The organism is Sorangium sp. So ce363 (assembly GCF_051520435.1).
Classification (GTDB): domain Bacteria; phylum Myxococcota_A; class Polyangia; order Polyangiales; family Polyangiaceae; genus Sorangium; species Sorangium cellulosum_B.
Map to the genome: position 1 here is coordinate 476,492 of NZ_CP150333.1, position 22,524 is coordinate 499,015.

Annotated in this window: 16 protein-coding genes; 6 read left to right on the top strand and 10 right to left on the bottom strand. The window is 70.5% G+C overall.

What is annotated here, in order from left to right; translation table 11 throughout:
- The first annotated feature begins 311 nt into the window (after positions 1–311).
- The 3 genes from WMF12_RS01830 to WMF12_RS01840 all read left to right on the top strand — a co-directional run bounded on the left by WMF12_RS01830 (position 312) and on the right by WMF12_RS01840 (position 3,666).
- On the top strand, positions 312–518 hold the full coding sequence (locus WMF12_RS01830; protein ID WP_437861267.1) for a hypothetical protein: 207 nt from the start codon (positions 312–314) through the stop codon (positions 516–518).
- Complete coding sequence (locus WMF12_RS01835; RefSeq protein ID WP_437861277.1) at positions 518–1,459, top strand: alpha/beta fold hydrolase; 942 nt, start codon at positions 518–520, stop codon at positions 1,457–1,459. The genes WMF12_RS01830 and WMF12_RS01835 overlap by 1 nt, the downstream gene beginning before the upstream one ends.
- A gap of 575 nt (positions 1,460–2,034) precedes the next feature.
- Positions 2,035–3,666 (top strand): protein kinase domain-containing protein, encoded by a 1,632-nt coding sequence (locus tag WMF12_RS01840; protein WP_437743877.1) that lies wholly within the window; start codon positions 2,035–2,037, stop codon positions 3,664–3,666.
- 23 nt (positions 3,667–3,689) lie between these two features.
- On the opposite strand, the gene WMF12_RS01845 is transcribed toward WMF12_RS01840, so the two are convergent.
- A complete protein-coding gene (locus WMF12_RS01845; RefSeq protein ID WP_437861297.1) occupies positions 3,690–4,268 on the bottom strand; it encodes a hypothetical protein in 579 nt (192 codons plus the stop codon).
- A gap of 16 nt (positions 4,269–4,284) precedes the next feature.
- Positions 4,285–7,680, bottom strand: a complete 3,396-nt coding sequence (treS, locus tag WMF12_RS01850; RefSeq protein ID WP_437861311.1) for a maltose alpha-D-glucosyltransferase — start codon at positions 7,678–7,680, stop codon at positions 4,285–4,287.
- A gap of 515 nt (positions 7,681–8,195) precedes the next feature.
- Between treS and WMF12_RS01855 the strand changes: the two genes are divergently transcribed.
- Both WMF12_RS01855 and WMF12_RS01860 read left to right on the top strand, forming a co-directional pair.
- Entirely contained in the window at positions 8,196–8,798 is a 603-nt protein-coding gene (locus tag WMF12_RS01855; RefSeq protein WP_012232997.1) for a hypothetical protein, read from the top strand.
- Between the two features lie 159 nt (positions 8,799–8,957).
- Complete coding sequence (locus WMF12_RS01860) at positions 8,958–10,559, top strand: serine/threonine-protein kinase (protein WP_437861329.1); 1,602 nt, start codon at positions 8,958–8,960, stop codon at positions 10,557–10,559.
- A gap of 26 nt (positions 10,560–10,585) precedes the next feature.
- Here the strand turns inward: WMF12_RS01860 and gspC are convergent, their stop codons facing one another.
- From gspC to WMF12_RS01875, 3 genes are all read right to left on the bottom strand, one after another.
- Entirely contained in the window at positions 10,586–11,545 is a 960-nt protein-coding gene (gene gspC, locus WMF12_RS01865) for a type II secretion system protein GspC (RefSeq protein WP_437743881.1), read from the bottom strand.
- 310 nt (positions 11,546–11,855) lie between these two features.
- Positions 11,856–13,649 (bottom strand): cytochrome b N-terminal domain-containing protein, encoded by a 1,794-nt coding sequence (locus WMF12_RS01870; RefSeq protein ID WP_437861341.1) that lies wholly within the window; start codon positions 13,647–13,649, stop codon positions 11,856–11,858.
- On the bottom strand, positions 13,646–14,233 hold the full coding sequence (locus WMF12_RS01875) for a ubiquinol-cytochrome c reductase iron-sulfur subunit (protein WP_437743883.1): 588 nt from the start codon (positions 14,231–14,233) through the stop codon (positions 13,646–13,648). The genes WMF12_RS01870 and WMF12_RS01875 overlap by 4 nt, the downstream gene beginning before the upstream one ends.
- A gap of 245 nt (positions 14,234–14,478) precedes the next feature.
- Here WMF12_RS01875 and WMF12_RS01880 point away from each other — a divergent pair, with 245 nt between their 5' ends.
- Positions 14,479–16,842: an autotransporter assembly complex protein TamA gene (locus WMF12_RS01880; protein ID WP_437861350.1), complete on the top strand. Its 2,364-nt coding sequence runs from the start codon at positions 14,479–14,481 to the stop codon at positions 16,840–16,842.
- 69 nt (positions 16,843–16,911) lie between these two features.
- Here the strand turns inward: WMF12_RS01880 and WMF12_RS01885 are convergent, their stop codons facing one another.
- From WMF12_RS01885 to WMF12_RS01905, 5 genes are all read right to left on the bottom strand, one after another.
- Positions 16,912–17,067, bottom strand: coding sequence for a hypothetical protein (locus WMF12_RS01885; RefSeq protein WP_437531283.1), 156 nt, complete (start codon positions 17,065–17,067; stop codon positions 16,912–16,914).
- Between the two features lie 378 nt (positions 17,068–17,445).
- Positions 17,446–19,848 carry a (Fe-S)-binding protein gene (locus tag WMF12_RS01890; RefSeq protein WP_437861359.1) on the bottom strand — a complete coding sequence of 801 codons (2,403 nt, stop codon included), beginning with the start codon at positions 19,846–19,848 and terminating at the stop codon, positions 17,446–17,448.
- A gap of 206 nt (positions 19,849–20,054) precedes the next feature.
- Positions 20,055–20,753 (bottom strand): hypothetical protein, encoded by a 699-nt coding sequence (locus tag WMF12_RS01895; protein WP_437861370.1) that lies wholly within the window; start codon positions 20,751–20,753, stop codon positions 20,055–20,057.
- A gap of 13 nt (positions 20,754–20,766) precedes the next feature.
- The gene (locus WMF12_RS01900) at positions 20,767–21,603 is read right to left on the bottom strand and encodes a TrmH family RNA methyltransferase (protein WP_437743887.1); all 837 of its coding nucleotides are present in this window, start codon (positions 21,601–21,603) and stop codon (positions 20,767–20,769) included.
- A 158-nt stretch (positions 21,604–21,761) separates the two neighbouring features.
- On the bottom strand, positions 21,762–22,316 hold the full coding sequence (locus tag WMF12_RS01905; protein ID WP_437861395.1) for an ureidoglycolate lyase: 555 nt from the start codon (positions 22,314–22,316) through the stop codon (positions 21,762–21,764).
- Positions 22,317–22,524 lie beyond the last annotated feature (208 nt).

Genomic DNA, 22,524 nt, shown 5'->3' on the forward strand with positions numbered 1-22,524 from the left:
CCGATTCCATCCGTTCGTGATACGGCTAGACACCAGCTTTCCCTGCTGCCGTCACCCGGATCGACGAGGGTGACCGAGGCAAATGGTCACATTCGAGGCGTCTTGGCGCCTGTTCAGCCCGGTATCGGCTCGACGAGCGCTGCTGGGGCCGCGGCCCGCGGGGGCACGGTCCGTGCTTTGACCTCGTGCGGAAGGAGCGGAGCATGACAGTTCGACCTGATCGCACGGTGTCTCATGGCCGCGCTGACGCTGGGCACCACCGTTTCGAGGATCGGCACGGTGGTCCCGATGGATCTCGCCATCAGCTGGAGGTGGATCGTCTGGACCGGCTGGTGCGCGCAGCGCAGGAGATCGCTGGTCAAGCAGAGCGTCGAGAGCGCGAGAAGCGCAGCGACGCGGGCCAGGAGGCGAGGCCCGCCGACGGCGGCGTCAAGTCGCGTCCGGCGCCGAGGAATCCGAGCATCGCCGACCTCGAGCGCGCGGACAACGAGGGGATGCTGCCGCCGGGGGAGACGTGATGAGCGCACGCGCGATGAGCCTCGATGGGCTCGTCGATCGGCTCGTGCCGAGCGCGCTCCGCCCCGCGGAGCGCGCGCCCCTCGCCCCTGCGCTCGACGCGGAGGTGCGGCACGTCGACACGTGGAGCGCGGGGCGCCTCGCCTATTACGTGGACGCCCGCGCTGCGGGGCGCCCCGTGGTGCTCGTGCACGGGGTCGACGCGGCCGCCTCGTCCAGGGAGATGGCGCCCCTGTTCGATGCGCTCCGAGGCGAGCGGCCGGTCTACGCGCTCGATCTTCCCGGCTTCGGCCTCTCGGAGCGAGCGGACCGCGTGTACGATCGCGAGCTCTACTGCGCCGCGCTGCGCCGCTTCCTCACGGACGTGGTCCGCGCGCCGGGCGGCGCCGACGTCATCGCGCTCTCCCTCTCCTCGGAGTTCGCCGCCGCCGTCGCCTGCGAGGAGATGAGCATTGTTCACAGCCTCGTGCTCATCTCCCCGACGGGGCTCGGCCGTGAACATCCCGGCGCGAGCGCCCTCCTCCGGGCTGTCTCGCGCGTCCCCTACGCCGCGGAGGCGCTCTTTCGCGTGCTGGCTGCGCCGCCCAGCATTCGCTGGTTCCTGAAGAAGAGCTTCGTCGGCGCGCCGGATCCAGGCCTTGTCGACTATGCCATCCGCGCATCGAAGGAGCCTTTTGCCCACCGGGCCCCCCTCGCGTTCATCGCCGGTACCCTGTTCACGGACGACGCTCTCCAGCGCCTCTATGCGCGTCTGCCCGTCGCCACGCTGATCCTCCACGACCGTGACCCGTATTCGCGCTTCGACCGCCTCGCCGAGCTCACGCAGCAGAACGCCCGCGTGGAGGCCGCCCGCATCGCGCCAACGCTGGGTCTCCCGCACTTCGAGCAGCTCGACGCCACGCTCGATGTCGTGCGCAGGTTCTGGGCGCAGGACCCTTGGTAGCTCTCCTCCACAGAGCGATCAGGACAGCCTGGTAGGGAGCTCCGCGCAGGGCGGACGTCGATTTCCTGCGGAGCCCCCCGGCTCCGCAGGGAAGCCGAGGTCGTCCGGTCCGCTCAGGAGCCGCCGCCCTCGACGCCGAACATGTATGCGCCATTACCGACTGGCCCCTTCTGGTGTCAGCGGGCCTGTGCTCCGCTGGTTTCGCGCGACCCCGGGGGGGTCTCAAGGATCGACCTGCGACACGCATCCAGTTCCACCGCTCCTGAAGTACCTGGTGTACAATGGAGCGGTGGTGGAACACCGGGTGTGCCGACAGGAGCACCCGGTGGGTGTGGTCACGTGCGTACCGGTTCGATCGGCGCCATTTCGTTAGGACCATGACATCTGCCGCCCGGGAGGGGTGCCCTTGCGCAGCAATCCGGCGATGGAGCGCTGCGCCAAGACATCACGATGGATGGTCAGGCGATGGAGCAACGCGGCACGCGTCTACAGGGGGCGCGGATTGTTTCCAGGCGTAAAAGTCTTTGCAAACTCCAGGTCAACGGGCTAATTAAGCTCTTATAGCGGGGGATGTCGTGAATTCAGGCGGCCAAACCATCTCTTCGACCCAGCAAGCGAGCAACAGCTTGCTTGGTCGATACCGCCTGATTGCAAAATTGGGTCGTGGTGGGATGGCGGATGTGTTTCTGGCCGTCTCCCGCGGGCCCGGGTCGTTCAACAAGCTCGTTGTTGTGAAGTGTCTCCGCGTCGGGATGGCGGATGACCCGCGCTACGTCCTGATGTTCCTGGACGAGGCCAAGCTCTCGGCCCGGCTCAATCACCCCAACGTCGTTCAGACCTACGAGATCGGGGGCGAGAGCGGCGGGTACTTCATCGTGATGGAGTACCTCGAGGGCCAGCCGCTCAAGGACGTCGTGAGGGCGGTGGTGAGCGGCTGTCCTGGCGCCGCGAGCTTCACGCGGGGGGCGTGGGTCAGGATCATCGTCGAGGCGCTGCGCGGGTTGCACTACGCGCATGAGCTCGCGGACTTCGATGGCGGTCTGCTCGGCATCGTGCACCGCGACGTCTCGCCCCACAACATCTTCGTCACGTACGACGGAGCTGTGAAGATCGTCGATTTCGGCGTCGCGAAGGCGGCCCTCAACGCGGCGCACACCGAGAGCGGAACCTTCAAGGGCAAGATGGCCTACGCCGCGCCCGAGCAGGCGATGGCGAGCGCCGACGTCGATCGGCGGGCCGATCTCTTCGCCATCGGCATCGTGCTCTGGGAGCTCCTGGCGATGCGGCGGCTGTTCGATGGCGACCACGTCGCCGTGATGCACCAGCTGCTCACGCGGGACATCCCGCGGCTCTCCGCCGTCGTGCCGGACATCGACCCGGCGCTCGATGAGATCGTGGCGAGGGCCCTCCAGCGGGATCCCGATCGGCGGTTCGCCACCGCGCAGGAGATGGGCGACGCGCTGGAGAGTTACCTGCGGGGCTCGGGCGAGGACGTCCGCACGGAGCAGCTCGGCGCGCACGTGCTCGAGATGTTCGCGGAGAGCAGGGCGCTCGTGCGCCAGCAGGTCACCGCGCAGTTCGAGTACCTGAGCTCGCTGGACGTCGCGGGCGACATCCAGCGCGCCTCGATGGTCGGAGAGTTCCCCCGCGCCTCGATGGTCATGGGGATGAACCGCTCGATGTGGCCCTCCGCGACCGCGGCCGGTCTACCCCTCCTCAGCGATCAAAGCCACAGCCTCCCCGCCCACCATCATCACGAGCCCCCGGCCGTCGATCCCGGCAGCCTGGGCGCGACGGTGGGGCGCGCCTCGTCCTGGCGGCAGCGTGGGTATCTCGCCTCTGTGCTCGGGGTGGTCGCGCTGCTCGCCGCGGGAGCCTTCGTGATGTTCCGCGAGCGCTCGCTGGAGCCCGTCGCGTCGGAGCAGCCTGCTGCCGTGTCCACGGCTGCGACGGCGCTCGAACCGGGCCCGCTGAAGGCCAAGGTCACGATCAAGAGCGAGCCCGCGGACGCGAACGTGAGCTGGAACGGGACCATGCTCGGCAAGACGCCCCTCAGCGTCGAGCTTCCTCAAGGGATGCAGGTCGTCGTGGTGTCCAGGGCCGGTTGGGTCGACGTGTCGATCTTCCTGCAGCTCTCCGCGTCGGATGTCGTCGAGCGCACCGTCGCGCTCCGGCGTCAGGACGTCAGCGCAATCCCTTCAAATTAGAGCGGCGGTCAGAGGGGGATACTTCAGGTGCCGGCCCGGAGGACCCGCATGGAGGGCGCTGCCCTGGCGGCGAGGCGGCGGACTTCTCGACCGAGCCAGTCGAGGAAATCGAGGTTCCACGGAGGCCCGTCGGGCCAGCGCTCGCGTATGCGGTCGGCGAGCTCGAGATCCCAGCTCCCGTAGAGATCCACGAGCGCGTCATGCTCCTTGCGGCCGGCCAGCGCTTCAGGGTCCCCGCGAGGCTCGCCTCCGTGCGCGAAGGCGTCATCGCAAACATAGTAGTTGCACGTCGCCGCGCGCCGCTCGGGGGGGATGGTGCAGCCCTCATGACCGTGGAAAGCGCACCTCTTGGGGAGCGCTCCGCAATCGCTGCCCTGGGGCTCGACCCGCAGGATGAGCAGGCCGCGCTGGCCCGGGCGCAGGTTGCCCGCGGCCATCTGCTCGAGCAGCCAGTCAACGCCGCCGAGCGAGGCGATCCGCCCGATGTCCGACCACTCGACCCCCGGCGGGCTGGCGCAACAACCCGTCGGGCCCTGCGGGCATGAGCCGCACAACGTCGAGTGCAACCGCGTATGCATGCCCGCGAGCTCCAGCCGGATCATCGCGCCACCAGCGCTCCTATGCTCTGGGCGTGATCAGACGCTCCAGCCCGCGCAGCGGGATGTCCAGCCAGTCAGGCCGGTTGTTGAGCTCGTAGCCGACCTCGTAAATGCACTTCTCGAGCATGTAGAAGTCGATCAGGAGCACCGTGTCCGCGTCGCTCGCGGGCACGTACGGCGCCGTCTCGTCGGTCCGCGGCTCGGCGGTCGCCTGAGCGCGCGCGACCGTCTCCATGTATCCCGCGAGGTAGCTCGCGGAGATCCACGTCACCCAGGCGTCGGTCCACGGCTTGAGGACGGCGACGTCCTCGGGCCGGAGGCGAGCGTCCCGGAGCGCCGAGGCGCCGGCGTAGTCGAACGATCGCAGCATCCCGCCCACGTCCCGGAGCGGGCCGCGCTTGTAGCGGCGCTCGTTCAGCGGTCTCGCCGGCTCCCCCTCGAAATCGATCAGGATGAAGTCGTCGCCCGTCGAGAGCACCTGGCCGAGGTGGAAGTCGCCGTGCGTCCGGATGCGGGGGATGTCGAACTTCCTCGACACGATCTGCTGGAGCTTCGCGTTGATCTCGGCCTCGCGCGGCAGCATCGCCGACACCTGCTCCCGCACGCTCTCGGGGAGCGAGCGCTCGCGCTTCCTCAGCAGCGCGAAGGTGCGCGAGAGCATGCCGTGCGCCGACTGGAAGATCGACTGCTGGTGCAGCGTCGAGAACGACTGCTGCCCGAACGCGGGGTCCTTGCTGTGCTTGCCGAGCGTGAGGTGGAGCTGCGCTGTGCGCTCGCCGAGCAGCCGCATCCTCACGATCTCAGTGCCCATGAGCTGGTTCACGAGCGGCGGCGGTGTCGCGCGCGACGCGTCGACCAGCGTGCCGGCCGGCATCGGCGGCGCGCCCCCCTTCGCCGTCTCCTCGTCGGCGAGCACCCGCTCGAAGAAGCGGTTCAGCGCCTCGAGCGTGCTCGTCCACGCGTCGCTCTGGCTCTGCACGTACTCCTGGAGCATCGCCACCGTGGTCGCCTCGCGACCGCGGGCCTGGTACTCGATCGCCCCGGCGAGCCGCGCCGTCGCAGGGAACTGGTGCTCCGTCAGGAACCGGCCGATCTCGAGCTCCGGGTTGATGCCCTCCTCGACCTGCCGGAAGATCTTGAGGAGGAGCTTGTCGCCGTAGATGATGGTCGTGTTGCTCTGCTCGCTCTCGGAGATGCGCGCCGGGAGCTCTCCCTCGGCGCCGAGCGTCTCGAGCGTCGTCCCGAGCGGCAGCGCGTGGAGCTCGCCGACGGAGCCCGTCGCGACCCCCTGCGCCCGGATCGCGGCGAGGACGAGCGCGGCGAACTCCGGGGTCGCCAGCGCGTCGTAGAGGACGCCCTCCGGCGCCGCCGCGCTCTCCGGCTCGGGATCGCGGATCGTGACGTCCGCGATCACCGCGTGACGCGCGCGCGTCACGAGCGTCCGCGCGTAGTCGCCCGTGGCGAAGCCGATCGGCACGACATACGTCTCCGGCGAGCCGTCCGTGTACTCGACGCGCGCGAGCAGGAGGTAGTGCTCCGCCGCGGTCTGCTCGCCGCGCAGGATCGGGATGACGTCCGCGAGGGTCGTGGCGCGCCGCGTGCGCGCCTTGCCGCGGAACCAGCGCCGCGCCGCGATGAACTTCCCGAGCGTCGGCTCGAGCACCCTGCGCCCCTCCGGGGAGAGGAGCGTCCGCCACGAGCCCTTCGTCGCGATCGCGGGCGCCGCCCCGGCGTCGCCCGCGGAGATCGCCGGCGTCGCCGGCTCCAGCGCGAACCAGAAGAAGTCGTGCGGACCGAGCGACAGGGAGTAACCGCGGCTCGTGATCTCCGGGAAGCGGCTCCTGCCGAACAGCTCGACAGGCACCATGCCCTCGAAGCGCGCGAGATCGAGCTCGACGTGCTGCGCGTACCGAGAGAGGTTCGCGACGATGAGCAGCCGCTCGTCCGCGTGCGCGCGGATGAACGCGAGCACCTTGCTGTTGTCCGGGTGCAGGAACTCGATCGTCCCGCGGCCGAGCACCTTGTTCTGCTTGCGCAGGGTGATGAGCCGCTTCATCCACCAGAGGAGCGAAGCCGGGTTCTGCTGCTGCGCCTCGACGTTGATCGCCTCGTAGTGGTACTCGGGGTCGATGATGATCGGCAGATAGAGCTTCTGCGGGTTCGCCCTGGAGAATCCGGCGTTCCGATCGGCGCTCCACTGCATCGGCGTGCGCACCCCGTCGCGATCGCCGAGATAGATGTTGTCGCCCATCCCGATCTCGTCGCCGTAGTAGAGGACGGGGGTCCCCGGCAGCGAGAAGAGCAGCGCGTTCATCAGCTCGATCCTGCGCCGCGTCTTCATGAGCGGGGCGAGCCGCCGGCGGATGCCCAGGTTGATGCGCGCCGTGTGCTCCTGCGCGTAGACGCGGTACATGTAGTCCCGGTCCTCGTCGGTCACCATCTCGAGCGTCAGCTCGTCGTGGTTCCGGAGGAACGTCGCCCACTGGCAGGTCTCGTGGACAACGGGCGTCTGCTTCAGGATGTTGACGATCGGGAAGCTGTCCTCGAGCTCGACCGCCATGAACATCCTGGGCATGAGCGGGAAGTGGAAGTTCATGTGGCACTCGTCGCCGCTCCCGAAGTACGCCGCGGCGTCGGCGGGCCACTGGTTGGCCTCCGCGAGGAGCATGCGATCGGCGAAGTTCGCGTCGATGTGGCGCCGGAGCTTCCGCAAGAACTCGTGCGTCTCCGGCAGGTTCTCGCAGTTCGTCCCTTCGCGCTCGTAGAGGTACGGCACGGCGTCGAGCCGGAGCCCATCGACGCCCATCTCCAGCCAGAAGTCGACCACCTTGAAGACGGCGGCGTGGACGTCCGGGTTCTCGAAGTTGAGGTCGGGCTGGTGGGAGTAGAAGCGGTGCCAGTAATAGGCGTTGGCGACCGGATCCCAGGCCCAGTTCGATGTCTCGAAGTCCTTGAAGATGATCCGGGCGTCCTTGTAGCGGTGCGGCGTGTCGCTCCACACGTAGAAATCGCGCCAGCGCGAGCCCTTGGGCGAGGTCCGCGCCCGCTGGAACCACTCATGCTCGTTCGAGGTGTGGTTCAGGACGAGCTCGGTGATGACGCGGATGTCGCGGCGGTGCGCCTCGCGCAGGAGGCGGGCGAACTCGCGCCGGGTCCCGTAAGACGGGTTGATGTTGGCGTAGTCCGCGATGTCGTATCCGCCGTCGCGCAGCGGCGAGGGGTAGAAGGGCAGGAGCCAGATCGCGGTGACGCCGAGATCTTGGAGGTAATCGAGCTTGTCGACGAGCCCCTCGAAGTCGCCGATGCCGTCCGCGTTCGAGTCGCTGAACGCGCGGACATGCACCTCGTAGATGATCGCGTCCTTGTACCAGAGGGCGCTGCCTTCGGCGGGAGGGGGCTTTTGATCCTGGCTCATGGCTGCTCCGGCGATGCGCGTTGTCCGCGCGACGACGCCGGGCGCACAGGATGCAGCGGCTCGGGCCCTGTGCGGCGTGAGCACGCCGCCCGGGCCAGAGGTGGCCAGGAGGCAAGGCACGCTGCGGAGTCCGCCACTGGGCGCGCACTGCCGTCCCCACGCAGATGACGCGGATCACGTGTATAGTTTAACTACTCGGGATTGCAAGACCACGCGTGCCCGACTTCGGTAGCACGCCACGCGCGGGGCGCAAAGCGGCGCGGTTGCGTTCGGCTTGCATCCGGTTGCATCCGATCGCATCCGTTTGCGCTCGTTTGCGCTCGTTTGCGCTCGTTTGCGCTCGTTTGCGTTCGGGTTGCGCCCGTTTGCGCTCGTTTGCGCTCGGTTGCACCCCGCGCGCTGTCGAGATCGCTGCTTCGTGAGCTCGGCCCACACGTCGAACCGCAGCCGGTGTAAGAAGCGCTGGCACTCGTTCTGCGATCGGGCGAGCTCATGCCCATCGAAGGAGCATTCTCATGATGCGTGTCTTCCACGTACTCCCGCTCTCCCTCGCCGCGCTCGGAGCGCTCGCGTGCTCGTCGACCCCCGAGCCGACGATCGACCCCAACAACCCGTGCCCTCCGGGCCAGTGGTGCGCCTCTGCCGTGCCGACCACGCCGGCGACGGCGGTGCCCACGCCCACCACCACCGCCGCGCCCGCGGGCTCCGCCGCCACGCCGATCCCGCCGGTCGCCGCGGTGGCCGCGACGCCGATCTTGCAAGGGATGGGCACGACGGAGGCCCCGGGGATGAAGCCGGACGGCGGACCGTTCGCGGGGCAGTTCCAGGAGGGCCAGGCGCTCGAGCAGCAGATCAACATCTCGCCCGGCAAGTGCTACACCGTCGTCGGCATCGGTCTCGGGGTCCAGGAGCTCGACATCCAGCTCGTCTCGCAGCCCGCGCCCGCGCTGCCGCCCGTCGTGCTCGCGCAGGACAGCACCACCGGCGCCGCGGCGACGCTCGGCGGCAAGGCCTCCGGCTGCTGGAAGAACCCCCTGCCGATCGGCGGTCCGGGCAAGGTGATCCTCAAGGCGACGAAGGGCGCGGGGATCGCGGCCGCGCAGGTCTTCATCAAGTAACGCTCCCCCGCGCGGGCTGGCCGAGTCCGCCCGCACGCGAAGACGCCCGGCCGTGCGCGTGCCGAGAGGCGTGCGCCTCGCGCGCGACTCTTCTATTCCCGCCGCCTTCCTCCTCCCCTAGAGCAGACCGACGCGGCCGTGGGCCGCGCGCGCGACTCCATGAGCGAGACCGTCTTCCTCGGCCCCGACGCCAGCAAGACCTGCGCGAGGCCGCGCTGGGAGTGGCTGTCGCCGCGCCTCCCCCCGGACCTCGAGCAGGAGGCGACGAGGCGCGTCGCGTGGATGGCGCTCTGCACGATCGTGGCGGGCTCCCTCGGCTTCCTCGTGTCGGAGATCTTCCCGGGCCTCGAGCTCGGCCCGTACCCGATCCGCGTCGCGGTCTTCCTGCCGTTCATGCTGGTCTCGGCCGCGCTCTTCGTCATCGCGCGGAAGGGGCTCCTGTCGCCGCCGCGGATCGTCGATCTCTCGTTCGCCTACAAGATCCTGGGCGCCGCGCTGCTCTCGGTCATCTCCAACGCGCAGCCGTGGCCGGAGGGGCCGGTGTTGCCGGGATGGCCGCCGGTGGCCGTCTGGGTGCTCATGTTTCCCATCATCGTCCCCGCCCCGAGCGTGCGCACGCTGTTCACCTCGACGCTGGCGATCCTCACCGATCCGGCATGCCTCTGGGTGCTCGTCCGCTCGGGCTTCATGGATCCGCCCTCGCACGAGGCGATGCTCCGCCGCTTCTTCCCGAGCGTCATCGCGCTCGCGCTCTCCGTCCTCGTGTCGCGCGTCGTCTTCGGGCTCGGGCGCAAGCTCGACGCGGCGCGGGAGCTCGGCAGCTACCGGCTCGTCGAGCGGCTCGGCGGCGGCGGCATGGGCGAGGTGTGGCGGGCGAGGCACCGGATGCTCGCCCGCCCCGCGGCCGTGAAGCTGATCCGGCCCGAGGCGTTCCAGGGCGAGCCATCGAGCAACGGCAACGCGAAGGCGCGGTTCGAGCGCGAGGCGCAGGCGACCGCCGCGCTCCGATCGCCGCACACGATCGGCATCTTCGACTTCGGCGTCGCCCGCGACGGGTCGTTCTACTACGTGATGGAGCTGCTCGACGGCATGGACCTCGACACCCTCGTCAAGCTGGACGGCCCGCAGCCGCCCGCGCGCGTGGTCCACCTGCTCCGGCAGGCCTGCCACTCGCTCCACGAGGCGCACAAGGCCTTCTTCGTGCACCGCGACATCAAGCCCGCCAACCTCTTCCTGTGCCGCTACGGCGCAGATCTCGACTTCTTGAAGGTGCTCGACTTCGGGCTGGTGGCCCAGCGCAGGAAAGACGCGGATCCCTCCAAGCTGACGGCGGACAACGCGATCACCGGCACGCCCGCGTTCATGGCCCCGGAGGCGGTGCTGGGCGACCGCCCGATCGACGGCCGGACCGACATCTACGCGCTCGGGTGCGTCGCCTACTGGCTGCTCACGGGCGCCCTCGTGTTCGAGGCCGAGACGGCGATGAAGACGATGTTGCTCCACGCGACGGAGGCGCCCGTCGCGCCTTCGAAGCGCGCGGCGCGCGCGATCCCGCCCGCGCTCGACCGCATCGTGCTCGACTGCCTCGAGAAGGATCCCGCGCGGCGGCCGCAGTCGGCGCGCGAGCTGTCCGAGCGGCTCGCCGCGCTCCGCATGGACGCCGACTGGACCGAGCAGCACGCGGCGGCGTGGTGGGAGGCGGTCGCGCCGCCGTCGCTCTCGGGCCAGGCGGCCAGGGCGGCCGTCGACGCCTTCGGCTGAGCTCTGCGCGCGCCCGGCCCAGGTCCTCAGCGGATGTTGAAGTCGACCGTCATCAGCTGTCCGCCGCGCTCGATCGCGACGGACAGGCGGTTCGCGGTCCGGAGCCGCGCGTAGGCCTCCAGCGCCTTCTGGGGATCGGTGACGTCGAAGCCGTTGATCGACCTCAGGGTATCTCCGCTCTCCAGCCCGAGCGTCTCCAGCAGCGAGCCTCGCCTGATCCTGAGCTTCAGCCCGACGACCTGGTCTCCTCGTCGCTCCGGGATCACCCGGGCGGAGCGCATGAGGAGCGCCTGCTGCTCGAGGATCTGATCGACCGCCGCGCGGTCGACGTTGAACTCCGTGGCGCTCACCCGCCGGATGCGGGCGGCGATCTCCGGCGGGATCGAGTTCAGGTTGTTGTCGCTCCCGACCGGCCTCGCCTGAGGCCGGGGCTGCGGCGCGGGCGCCTCCTCGCGCGCGCTCTTCCCGAGCTTCCCGAGCTGCATCTGACAGCGGGCGCCGCCCGCGGTGATCCAGACGCGGTCCCACGCGATGCGCGTGAGCGTGCCTCCCGCCGCGTCGCCGCCGAGCCGGCGGAGCTGCGTCTGCCCGTCGGGGCCCTCGATGGCCGCGAACGACCACGCGGCGTCCTGCGACGCCGCGATGAGCACCACGCGTCCGGCGTCGCAGGTCGGATCGCTCCACGGATCGCCGTGCGCCGCGGGCGCGCGCTCCTCGGGAGCGCCGCCCGGGGGCGGGAGGAGCGGCCCCGTCGCCGAGTCGAACGGGTTGCGCTGGAGGATCGCTTCAGCGCTCGTCGCGTGGAGGCCGTCGCGCAGCGCGCGGTGGGACGCAGGGGGCGTGGAAGAGAGCCTTGTGGCTCTGTCCGGGATGATCGTCCTCCCGATCAAGTGAGACACCCCCGACGCCTGAAAGTAGGCGGCGGACGCGATCATCGTGCCCGCGATCCACAGGAAGTGGTGCTTCACAGCCGCATCCAGGTCCACGGGTCCTGCTCTTTCTGGGGCTCGATCGCTGCCCGCGCTCGAGGCGAGCGCCGCGCGCACGCCGGCGTGGAGGCGACCGTGCACAATGTCGCCACCGACCCTCCCTCTCGGGACGCGCAGCACCGCGCGTGCCGGCCCGTCGCGCCGGAGCGCCCGCGCGAGCGCCTGTCAGAGCGCGCGCCTTGACCCGAACGGATCGGCGCGCGTCCACGAGCCGCGCGAGCGCCGGACGCGCGCCGCGGCGGCGCTCATCGAGAGGGGGATCGAGAGGAGGAAAGGGCGGGGCAGCGAGCGCCGGCGGGCGGCTCGCTCAGGGCTTCTTGTCGGGCGCCTTGGCGGCGACCGTCGTCCCGGGCTCACCGCGGCCGCGGCGGTACACCCAGGCGGCGAGGACCTTCCGATCGTTCGCGGAGAGCTTCTCCTCGAACGCCGGCATGTGGCCTTCCAGGTCCTTCGCCATCGCGGCCGGCGGGTAGGCCTTGCCGCTGCCGGGGTTCGTGATCTGCGCCTCGATCCACGCGACCGAGGCCCAGCCGCGGAGCTCGGGGGCGGCCGACTCCTCGTCGTCGGTCTTGCCGTCGAGCCGGTGGCAGCTCGTGCACCGCTGCCGGACCATCTTCTCTCCGGGCGTCCCGGCGCCGGGCTCCCCGCGCGCCTGCCCCTCGAGGAACGCGGCGATCGTCTCCTGGTCGGCCGCGCTCATCGGCGTGAACACCTTCGCCGCCTCGGGATCCGCGGGCGGCTTCACCGCCGACGGCATCATCTCCTTGAACGCCGTCTTGCCGAAGAGGTGGTCGGCGTCGGGATCCCTCAGCACCTCGAGCGCCCAGGCCTTCGTCCCGAACCCGGTGAGGTCCGGCGCCGTCTGCTTGTCCTTGGGCGGGCCGAGATCGTTGAGCCGGTGGCAGCTCGCGCACTCCTTCTTGTAGAGGTCCTCGCCGCGCGTCTCCGGGTCGTTCCGGAGCATCGCGAGCGCTCCCTCGGGCGGGACGCCTTGCTTGAACAGCGCCACCGCGCGCGCGGTCCGCGCGGCGCTCTGCGCCTCCGAGCGCTGGAAGCCCTCGTCCTTCGCGTCCTTCACGAACGACTTCCCCAGCAGGCCGACGGCCCCGAGGCCGATCAAGAACAGCGGCGCGAGCGCCGGCAGCCGCGCCCGGAGCGGGCCGGGCTTCCTGTCGATGAACGGCAGCAGGGCAAGGTACAGCCCGACCACCCCCGGCAGGCCGACGGTCGCGATGAGCTCCAGCGAGCCAGGGAAGTACTTGCGCAGCTCGAAGAGCGGGCGGAAGTACCAGGCGGGGCGGGCGTTGTAGTCGCTGACGGGATCCGCCGGCGCCTCGAGCGGGGCGCCGTGCTCCATGGCCGCGAGATCGAACACGACGACCAGCACGAGCGCCACGGCCAGCAGGATCAGGCCGAGCTGCTTCGGGTAGAACCGATCCGCCTTGCCGAGGTCGGCGCCGTGCGGCGTGCCGAAGCCGTGCCTGCGGAACTGCGCGAAGCTCGCGGCGAGCAGCAAGGCCATGACCGCCGGCAGCACGAAGACGTGCAGGCTGTAGAGCCGCGTCAGCGTCAGGTGGCCGAGCGAGCTCCCGCCGATGACGAGCTGCTGCGTGAACGACCCGACCACCGGGACCGAGCCCATGATGCCCGTCTCGACGCGCGCGCCCCAGTAGCCGTCCTGGTCCCACGGGAGCGGGTTGCCCGTGAAGGTGAAGCCGAGGATCACGCCGAGCAGGCCGAGGGTCAAAAACCAGCCGATCTCGCGCGGCGCGCGGTACGCCCCGTGGAGCGCGATCCGCGCCACGTGGATCGCGATCAAGATGACGAGCGCCTGCGCTCCGAAGTAGTGGAGGCCTCGGATGAGCCACCCGGCGCGCAGGGTGAAGTTGATGTGCGCGACGCTCGCCCACGCCGTGGTCGCGCTCGGGGCGTACGCCGACATGAGCAGCGCGCCCGTGACGACCTCGACGAGCAGCAGCAGCGCGAGCGCGCCTCCCCACACGTAACCGATGCGCGCGCCGCCGGGGATCGGCGCGTCGAGGAACCGGCGCAGCGGCTCGCGGTGTCCTATGCGCTCGTTCAGCCAGTCGCCGAGGCTCATCCTGCGATCTCCTGGAGCTCGGCGACCCCGTCACGGTAGCGCCGGAAGTCCACCTCGAGCCAGCCATCGACGACCCGCGTCGCGAGCGGATCCATGGGGCGCGGGGACGGCCCCGTCTCAGGCGCACCCGACAGGCCGAAGCGTGACGCGTGGCACGGGCAGTTGAAGCTCTTCTTGTCGTCGTTGAGATCGATCCCGCAGCCGAGGTGGGGGCACGTGGCGCTCATCGCGCGTATCTTCTCGCCCTCCCGGATGACCCAGATCGCGCCGAGCATCTGGTCCTTCGCGACCGTGAAGGCGTCGCGCTCCTCGCCGATCACCTTGAGCCGCCGCGGCTCGCCCGGCGGGAGGTCCGCGAGGCGCCCGACCCGGACCCAGCGCTCGCGCCCGCCCGCGGCGCCGGCGCTGCCCGCGGCGGGAGCCGCGATGAAGCTCGCCGCCGGTACGGCGATCGCGCCGGCGCAGGCCAGACCGCCGATCGCCACGAGCGCCTTCAGGGCGCCACGCCGCTCCTCGGGGGCCGGGCCCGCGGACGGCGCGCCGGCGCTCGCGGGCACCCCGTGAGGCCCAGGTTCGTGCGGCAATCCATGTCCGAGGTACCCACCGGCACCAGGTTCCTTTTGCGTCGGCTCTGCCATCTCGTAGGCTCTCCCTCGCTCGCGCCGCTGTCCGAAGGCCGCCCAGACTGGAGCGGGGCCCTCGGCGGCCGAAGCGGACGCAGCATATCGAAAACACAGGCGTAACGTTGAATCCTCGCCATCGCGCACATCGAGGCGATTGCGCTTCGGCCGGCACAGCCGAAAGTTCTCTTTCAGTTGTCCAGGTCCCGATGCCTCGTCCCGTCGCCGCAGCGCTCGTGATGTTCGCCGTGCTCGGGGCCTCCGCGTGTGCCGCTTCGCGTCAACCGCCAGCGTGTACGCGTCCCGACCTCAGCGGGTGCGCCATCGAGGACGTCTCGTTCGACGGCGACGACGTGATCAGCGGCGACGAGCTCGCCGCGCGGATCGCGACGGCCGAGAGCTCGCGCCTCCTCGGCGGCGCGCTCGAGCCCGTGCCGATCCTGAGCGTCTGGGACGCGCTCACGGTCGAGTACGAGCGCTTCGACCGGTTCGTCCTCGAGCGGGACCTGGCCCGCATCGAGCGGTACTACCGCGCGCGCGGGTTCTACGGGGCGCGGGTGCGGGCGGCGCGGGTGCAGCGCTTCGGCGGCCCCGGCAAGGAGGGGCGCGTGCGGGTGCGCATCGTCGTCTCCGAGGGCGCGCCGGTGACGATCGCGTCGGTGGATCTCGCGTGGCGGGACTGGACCCTGGAGAAGGGCAGGGACATCGGCCGGCCGGTGACCGAGGCGAAGGACGAGCTCAAGGTCGGCGAGCGCCTGGACGAGGCTCGTTACGAGGAGCTCAAGAAGAACCTGCTCCGGGTGCTCACGGATCGCGGCTTCGCCTACGCGAACGTGGAGGGGCACGTCGACGTCGACCTCGTGAAGAACGAGGCGCGGATCCGCTACACGATCGAGCTCGGCCCCGAGTGCAGGTTCGGCAAGGTCAAGCTCGAGGGGCTCGGCGAGCTGCCCGAGGGGCCCGTCAGGACGGCGATCGGCATCGAGGAGGGCGAGCGCTTCTCGACCGCGGATCTGGCGGACGCAGAGCAGGCGCTCGCCGACTTCGGCGTGTTCGGCTCCGTCGCCGTGAAGCCCGAGCTCGCGCCGCCCGGACAGCCCAGGAACCCGGTCGTCCCCGTGACCTTCTCCGTGCAGCCGTCCGCGCTGCGCGCCGTGAAGCTCGGCGGAGGCGCCGAGGTCGGCTCGCGCGTCGAGGCGCACCTCGTCGCCGGGTGGGAGGATCGCAATTTCCTCGGGGGGCTGCGCCGCTTCAGCATCGAGGCCCGGCCGGGGCTCGTCTTCTATCCGGTGGAGTTCTCGAACCTGCTCGGCAAGGAGCTCGGGGACACGTTCCGCCTCTTGCCGGAGATCCAGCTCCGGTCCGAGCTCCGCCAGCCCGGGGCGATCGAGCGGCGCACGGCCGCGGTGCTGCGCGGCTCGTTCAAGCTCTACTGCCCCCAGACAGGTGAGTTCTGCACCAAGCCGGACAAGGGGGGCGCCGGCGAGGGGGAGTCAGGAGCTGCACCAGAGGCTGCCCAGGAGGCTCCGGAGCACGCGATCGTCGGCTACCGCGAGTACGTCGGTTCCATCGGCGTCGAGCGGCCCTTCCTGAAATCGGACCTGAACGCGGCCCTCCTCTACAACGTCCAGCTGAACAGCCCGTTCACCTACAATTCGGCGCGGCTGCCCTCCGGGTTCGGGACCCTCTTCATCCCTTACCTCCAGGCGCTTGTGTCCTATGACCGCCGGCTGAACGAGGCGGGGAAGCCCGACAGGGTCACCCCCCATCACGGCTATTACATCGCGCTGGACACGCAGCTGGCCGGCTATCTGGCGTTCGACACCGCGATCGCAGAGGCCCTGGTCGGCGAGAAGGCGCAGGACGAGCGGGACAGGCGGTTTCACTCCGCGCGCGACATCCGCCTTCAGCCCGAGTTTCGCGCCTACTTCCCTGTTTCGAGGAGATGGACGCTGGGTTTCCGCTTGATGACCGGGTGGCTGTTCACGGGCGACTACGGCGACGCCTCCGTGGATCCTGCCCAGTGCGACGCCCTCGCGGGCATGGACAGGGACCGTTGCCGGAGAGACGTGGGGGCCGACCTTCAGCTGATGCAGTTCCGCGGGTTCTTCAGCGGCGGCGCGACCAGCAACCGCGGATACGGGTACAACGAGGTCGGCCCGCACGCCCGCGTGCCGAGCCTGACAGCCGGCGACAGCGCCGACGAGGAGGACGCCCCGCTGGTCCCCATCGGAGGCCGTCTGCTGTGGGAGACGAGCCTGGAGCTGCGGATACCGCTCGGCGAGAGCCTCGGTACGGTGATCTTCGCCGACGCCGGCGATGTCACCCGGGAGCACCGGCTGTTCCGCTCGGGAGCGCAGCGCCTGCACCTCTCGGCGGGCTTCGGGCTGCGCTACGTCACCCCGGTCGGACCGCTGCGCTTCGACGTCGGCTACCGCATCCCCTGCTTGCAGGTGCTCGGCGTCTGCAACGAGACAGAAGCAGCAGGCTGGCCCGAGGACGAGCGGCCCCCGGGCAAGCTGTTCGATGTGCTGCCCATCGCCGTGAACCTGGCGATCGGCGAGGCGTTCTGACGTGCGGTGATCCGTCCGGCGGGCGCCGGAGGGCGGTGGGGCCCACGCCTTCGGGCAGGCCGCGGGCGATCAGCCCTCTTCTTCTTCGACGTTCCAGGCGGACAGCGCGGTCATCCCGATGGCGACCGAGCAGAGGCAGCAGAGGGCAGGCTCCTCGAACCGGAGCTCGTCGCCGCGCGACCACACGTAGAGGCCGCGCCCGTGGGGCTCCCCCGTGATGGCCACGTTGCACACGTCGCAGCGGAGCTCGGTTGCGCCTGAGGCTGCTTGACGCGCGCGCAGCGCATTGTCGGCGATCGCGTCGACCGAGACGCAAATCGGATGGGCCAGTGTCCCTGTGAGCCGGTAATCCGCACTTGCGGTCCCCTCCGGCGTAGGGCAGGGGTCCAGGTTCGCGGTCCCCTTCAGAGCGCCTTCAATCACATCCACCTCCGGCGGCAGGGCCGAATCTAGCTCAGGCCGAGACGGGACGCACGAGAAGGCTGTGCCTGAACACCATCAGGCCTGCTCCAGGGCGCGCATGTAGGCGAACACGCTGAAGCGGCGCGTCATGGCCTGCATGACGTACCGCTCCAGCGTGCAATGGTGGCGGAATTTGGCGGATCAGGCGCTGGCGGACGCGGCCGTCTCGGCGGCGTCCTGGACGGCGGCCGAGCGGCTGCCGGCCGAGCGGTCGAGAGCGCAGCTCTCTTCGAGCAGCTCGACCACGTCGAGCTGGCGGATCGACTCCTCCTTGGACTGATCCTTGAGGCCGTCGGTGATCATCGTCTGGCAGAACGGGCAGGCGGTCGCGATGGTCTTCGCCTCCGTCTGGAGCAGCTGCAGTGTCCGCTTGACGTTCACGCGGTCCTTGTTCTGCTCCTCCATCCACATCTGCGCGCCGCCGGCGCCGCAGCAGAGCCCCTTCTGCCGGTTCCACCCCTCGGCCTCGACGAGCTGCAACCCGGGGATGCGCTTCAGGATGTCGCGCGGCTGCTCGTACACGTCGTTGTAGCGGCCGAGGTAGCAGGAGTCGTGGAAGACCACCTTCCCCTCGACCGGCTTGCTGGGGACGAGCTTCTTCTCGGCGACCAGGCCGAGCAGGAAGTCGGTGTGGTGCACGACCTCGAACTTCGCGCCGAAGTCGGGGTACTCGTTCGCGAGCGTGTTGAAGCAGTGGGGGCAGGTCGTGACGATCTTCCGGACGCCGCCCTGCTCCTTGTAGCCGTTCAGGGTCGCGGCGTTCTGCTCGGCGAGCATCGCGAAGAGGTACTCGTTGCCCGCGCGGCGCGCCGGATCGCCGGTGCAGGTCTCCTCCTGGCCGAGGATGGCGAAATCGACGCCGGCGGCCTTCAGGAGCCTGGCGGTCGCGCGGGCGATCTTCTTCGCGCGGTCGTCGTAGCTCGCCGCGCAGCCGACCCAGTAGAGCACGGGGGCCTGCGGCTTCTCGGCCATGGTCGGGATCTCGAGCCCCTCGGCCCAGTTGCCGCGGTCGATGCGCGCGAGGTTCCAGGGGTTGCCGTTGACCTCCATCGCGTTGAACGGATTCCCGAGCTCCGCCGGGAACTCGCCCTTCACGAGGACAAGGTGGCGGCGCATGGAGACGATCTTGTCGACGTAGCTGATCATCACCGGGCACTGCTCCTCGCAGGCCCGGCACGTCGTGCAGGCCCAGAGCACGTCCGGATGGACGACGTTCGCCACGAGGTCGACCGGCTTGTACGCGACCTCGGGGACCGGGACCGGGTTCTCCGGGGCCGCCTGCTCCGCGTGCTCGGCGCCCTCCTGCGTCTCCGCCGCCTCCGCTGCCTGGCCGTCCTGCGCCGCCGCCCCGTCGGTGGCCTGCCCGTTCGCCTGGGCCGCGTGGCCGTCGGCGCGCGGCTCGCCTCGCGCGCCGCCCGGCCTGTTGATGAACTCCCCCTCTCGGCCGTACAGGTGATCGCGCAGGTCCAGGGTGAGCTGCTTGGGGCTCAGGATCTTGCCCGTCTTGTGGGCCGGGCAGTTGTCGCTGCAGCGGCCGCACTCGGTGCACGTGTAGAAGTCGAGGATCGCCTTCCAGGTGAAGTCCTCGATGCGCGCGACGCCGACCGGGGCGGCCTTCTCGGGCTCCTCGGCCGCCTTCATGACCATCTCGCCGATCGCCTCGGCGCTGCCCGCGACGAGCGGCAGCCGGCCGCGCGCCTCGATGTTGCGCGTGAAGACGTTCGGGATCGACGTGATGATGTGGAAGTGCTTCGAGTGCGGGAGCAGGTTCAGGAACACGAGCACCAGCGTGACGTGCGTCCAGAACCCGATGTGCGCGAGCACGACGAGCGTCCCCGGGCTGGCGCCGCTCAGGAGGACGGCGAACAGCGAGCCCGCCGGGGCCGGGAACAGGTGCCAGCGGAGCGCCGCCGGGTCCGCGGGGACGCCCGCGAACGGGGCCGTCACGGTGGCGACGCGCTCGCAGAGCGCCGCGTCCGCGGGGCCGCACGCCGCCGTGGACCAGCGGTGGTGGAGCACCAGCGAGGCGCCGTCATAGAGCATGTCGCTCACCATCATCGTGACGATGATGCCGAGGATGAGGAGCCCCTCGCCGGACAGGGTCATGCGCCGCTCGCGCTTGATCGCCCGGTAGTAGATGAACACGAGCGCGCCGATCACGACCAGCGTGGCCATGACGTCCTTCACGAACTCGTAGATTCCGCCGAGCGGCACCGCGCCGATGCCCGGAAGCCGCACCGGCTCGTGCCCCAGGATCCACAGATCGAACGACGGGTCGATGCCGCGCCCCCACAGCATCAGCGTCCGGAGCAGGAGAACCAGGAATCCGACGAAGATGAGCTTATGCGCCAGCCCGGCGAGCGGGTAGTAACCCATCTTCCGTTGCCGGAAGGCGTACTCCCAGGTGCCTTTGAGGCGCTCGGCGATCCGGTCGAGCCGGTCTTCCCCGCGCCCGACCTTGAGGAGCTGCCAACGCCGGTTGGCGCTCCACGCAAAGGCGGCGAAGAGGCCGACGAGCAATGTGAGCATCCACGTGGGATTCATTCGCGGGGCGTCTCCAGGTGTAAAATGGCCACATCTTTTAAGGTGGGCGGCTGCCGGACGTCAACCGCGCGGCGGCGAGGGAGCGCGCGGGACTCCTTTGCCGGATTTCTGTTCTTGCAAGGGCGGATACGTCGGTGCGCGCTGGGGGCTCCTCGCGCGGCGGGGGCGCGGGCGGCGCGCCGCGCGGGGCGCGCCCCGCGAGCGGCTCAGAGCGTGAACTCGACGCTCTTTTCTTCGGTCGCGGCGGAGGGAGACAGATCGAGCGCCATGCTGTACGAGCGCTGGCCGACCCGGGCGCTCAGGCGGACGCGGATGGGGGCCGTCGCGTCGTTCAGCTTGTCGAGCCGCACGACGACGCGGTAGCGGCCCCGCGCCGGCTCGCCCTCGGTGAGGAAGACGTTCTCCACGTTCTGCTCCTGGCATTCGCCGCTCACGCGCGGGCAGTCGCGGTCCTTCATGAGGCCGCTCGCCGTCGGCTCCCCGACGCGCGCGAGCTCTCCCGCCGGGTCATAGACGTTGAGATCGACGTCGGCCTCGGGCTCCTCCCAGGCGATCGTGAACTGGAGGATCCCTGTGTGGAGCCCGCAGCCCTCGTCGATCACGCCGTTGCAGTTGTTGTCGCGGGCGTCGAAGCAGAGCTCGACCCCCGTCGGTGTGCAGGCGATCTCGAGCCCGACGCCCTCGGGGACCTTGATGTCCTTCGGCTGGAGGGGCGGCCTGGGCGGGGGCGGCGGCACCTCGATGCAGCCGGCGAGGAGCAGGGCGAGGGCGGTCGCGCCGCGCGCGACGCGCGCGACGTCGATCGCCGCGCGGGCGAGGCGCTCGCGGAGGCCGTGAGGCGCCGGCGGGCGCGGCGCGGCGCGACGGGCGCGCGGCTCGCGCTGCGGGGGACCGGGGCTTCGCATGGGGGGCTGCATGTTATCCGCCTTCAGGCTCCCTTGGGGCGCCGGCGCTGCGCGTCTCGAGCGTGGGCGGCGCGGGCGGCTTCCGCGGCTTGGGGCCGCGCGGCTTCGGGGGAGGGGGCGGCGTTCCTCCGAGGGGCAGGGGCAGGTGCATGCCCCGCGCGGCCAGGATCTCCGCCGCGTGGGGGACGGTGAGCACCAGCGCGCGCGCATAGAGCGTGATCTGGTAGGGCTCCGGCAGGTCGCCGGGACGGCCGTTGGTCGCGTGCTCGAGCAGGATCGCCGCGGTGACGCTCACGTTGAGGCTCTCCGCGAAGCCGCGCATCGGGACGCGCACAGCGCGGGCGCAGGCGGCGGCCAGGTCGGGGCGGATGCCGTCGCGCTCGTTGCCGAGCACCAACGCGAGGCGGGGGATGCTCGAGAGGTCGCGCGGGGTGAGCTCGCCTTCCGGGTGGGTCGCCACGAGCTCGTGCCCCGAGGCGCGGAGCGCGGCGATCGCGGCCTCGGTGGTCACGTGCGTGCGCACGTCGACCCAGCGCTCGGAGCCGCGCGAGACCGTGTTCGAGACCAGGAACTGCTCGGCACGCTCGATGATGTGCAGGCGCTGCAAGCCGAACGCGTCGCAGGAGCGGAGCACGGCGGCCCCGTTGTGCGGATCGTGCGGCGCATCCATGGCCACGGTGACGGCGTCGAGCCGCGCCGCGATGACGCCGCGCAGCCGGGCCCTGCGCTCGTCCGTGACGAACTCCTCGAGGATGCGGGCGACGTCGGCGACGTCGAGGGAGTCGAGCGCGGCGAGCAGCCTTCGCTGCTCCTGCGCGACGAACGAGCAATTGGGGGTCGAGCGGCGCATGGCGGGGGGCGCCTCTATAGCGCGGCGCGCGCCGGGAGGCTGCGGCGCAGCGCGGCCCGGACGCGTCCGCCCCCAGGCCGCATCGGTCGCTCCCAGCAGCGGCGGCGCGGGCCATCGCGCCGCGCGGGATCGGCGAGGATGGAGGAGACGTCCGGCCGTCAGTGGCCCATCGCGCCCATCGCGCCGATCGCGTCGATCGCGACCGCGATCCGCTCGCTCTCTGCGTACTCGACCACGGCGCAGTCGCCGGGAGAGCCGTCCTCCCAGGCCAGGCAGACGAAGTCGGCCTCGGCGTCGAGCGCGATCATGGGGTGGTGCCACACGCCGGGGCGATAGGTGATGCCCTGGGCGCCGTGGGCGATGAAGGCGCCGAGCGTCGTGAGCTCGGGCCTGTCGCCGCCGAGGGCCACGACGACGAGGTAGCGCCGCGCGCTCATCGGCACGAACGCCTGAGTCGAGCCGGGGTGCTTCTCGAGCAGGGCGATCGGGAGCGGGAAGCTCGAGCGCGGGGCGCAGCGGAACACCGAGACGTTCAGCGAGGCGTGCCCGGGGCGGAGGTTCTCGATCGCGGCGAGGTGATCGAAGCGCCGCGCCGTCCCCTGGTTGGCAGGCCTGCCGGGCTCGCCGTGCGGCGAGGCCATGAGGATGTCGCCGTACGGCGCATAAGCTGCGGGGCTGAGCGAATGGGCTGCGATGCGCGGGCGGTGGCTCATCGTCATGGGCGACTGTGGCGGCGTGCCACGCGTGTGGCTTCCCTGAGGCTCTCCTGCGCGGTGCATGGAGCGCGCCGGCCGAGGGCACGACAGGGAAAGGGTATCACGTCGCGGGCGCGCCGCAGCACGCCAGCCCGCCGCGAGCGCCATGGGGCCGGGTTTTGCAGGGCGCCTCGCGACGCTTACCCGACGGGTGATGCAAGCGACC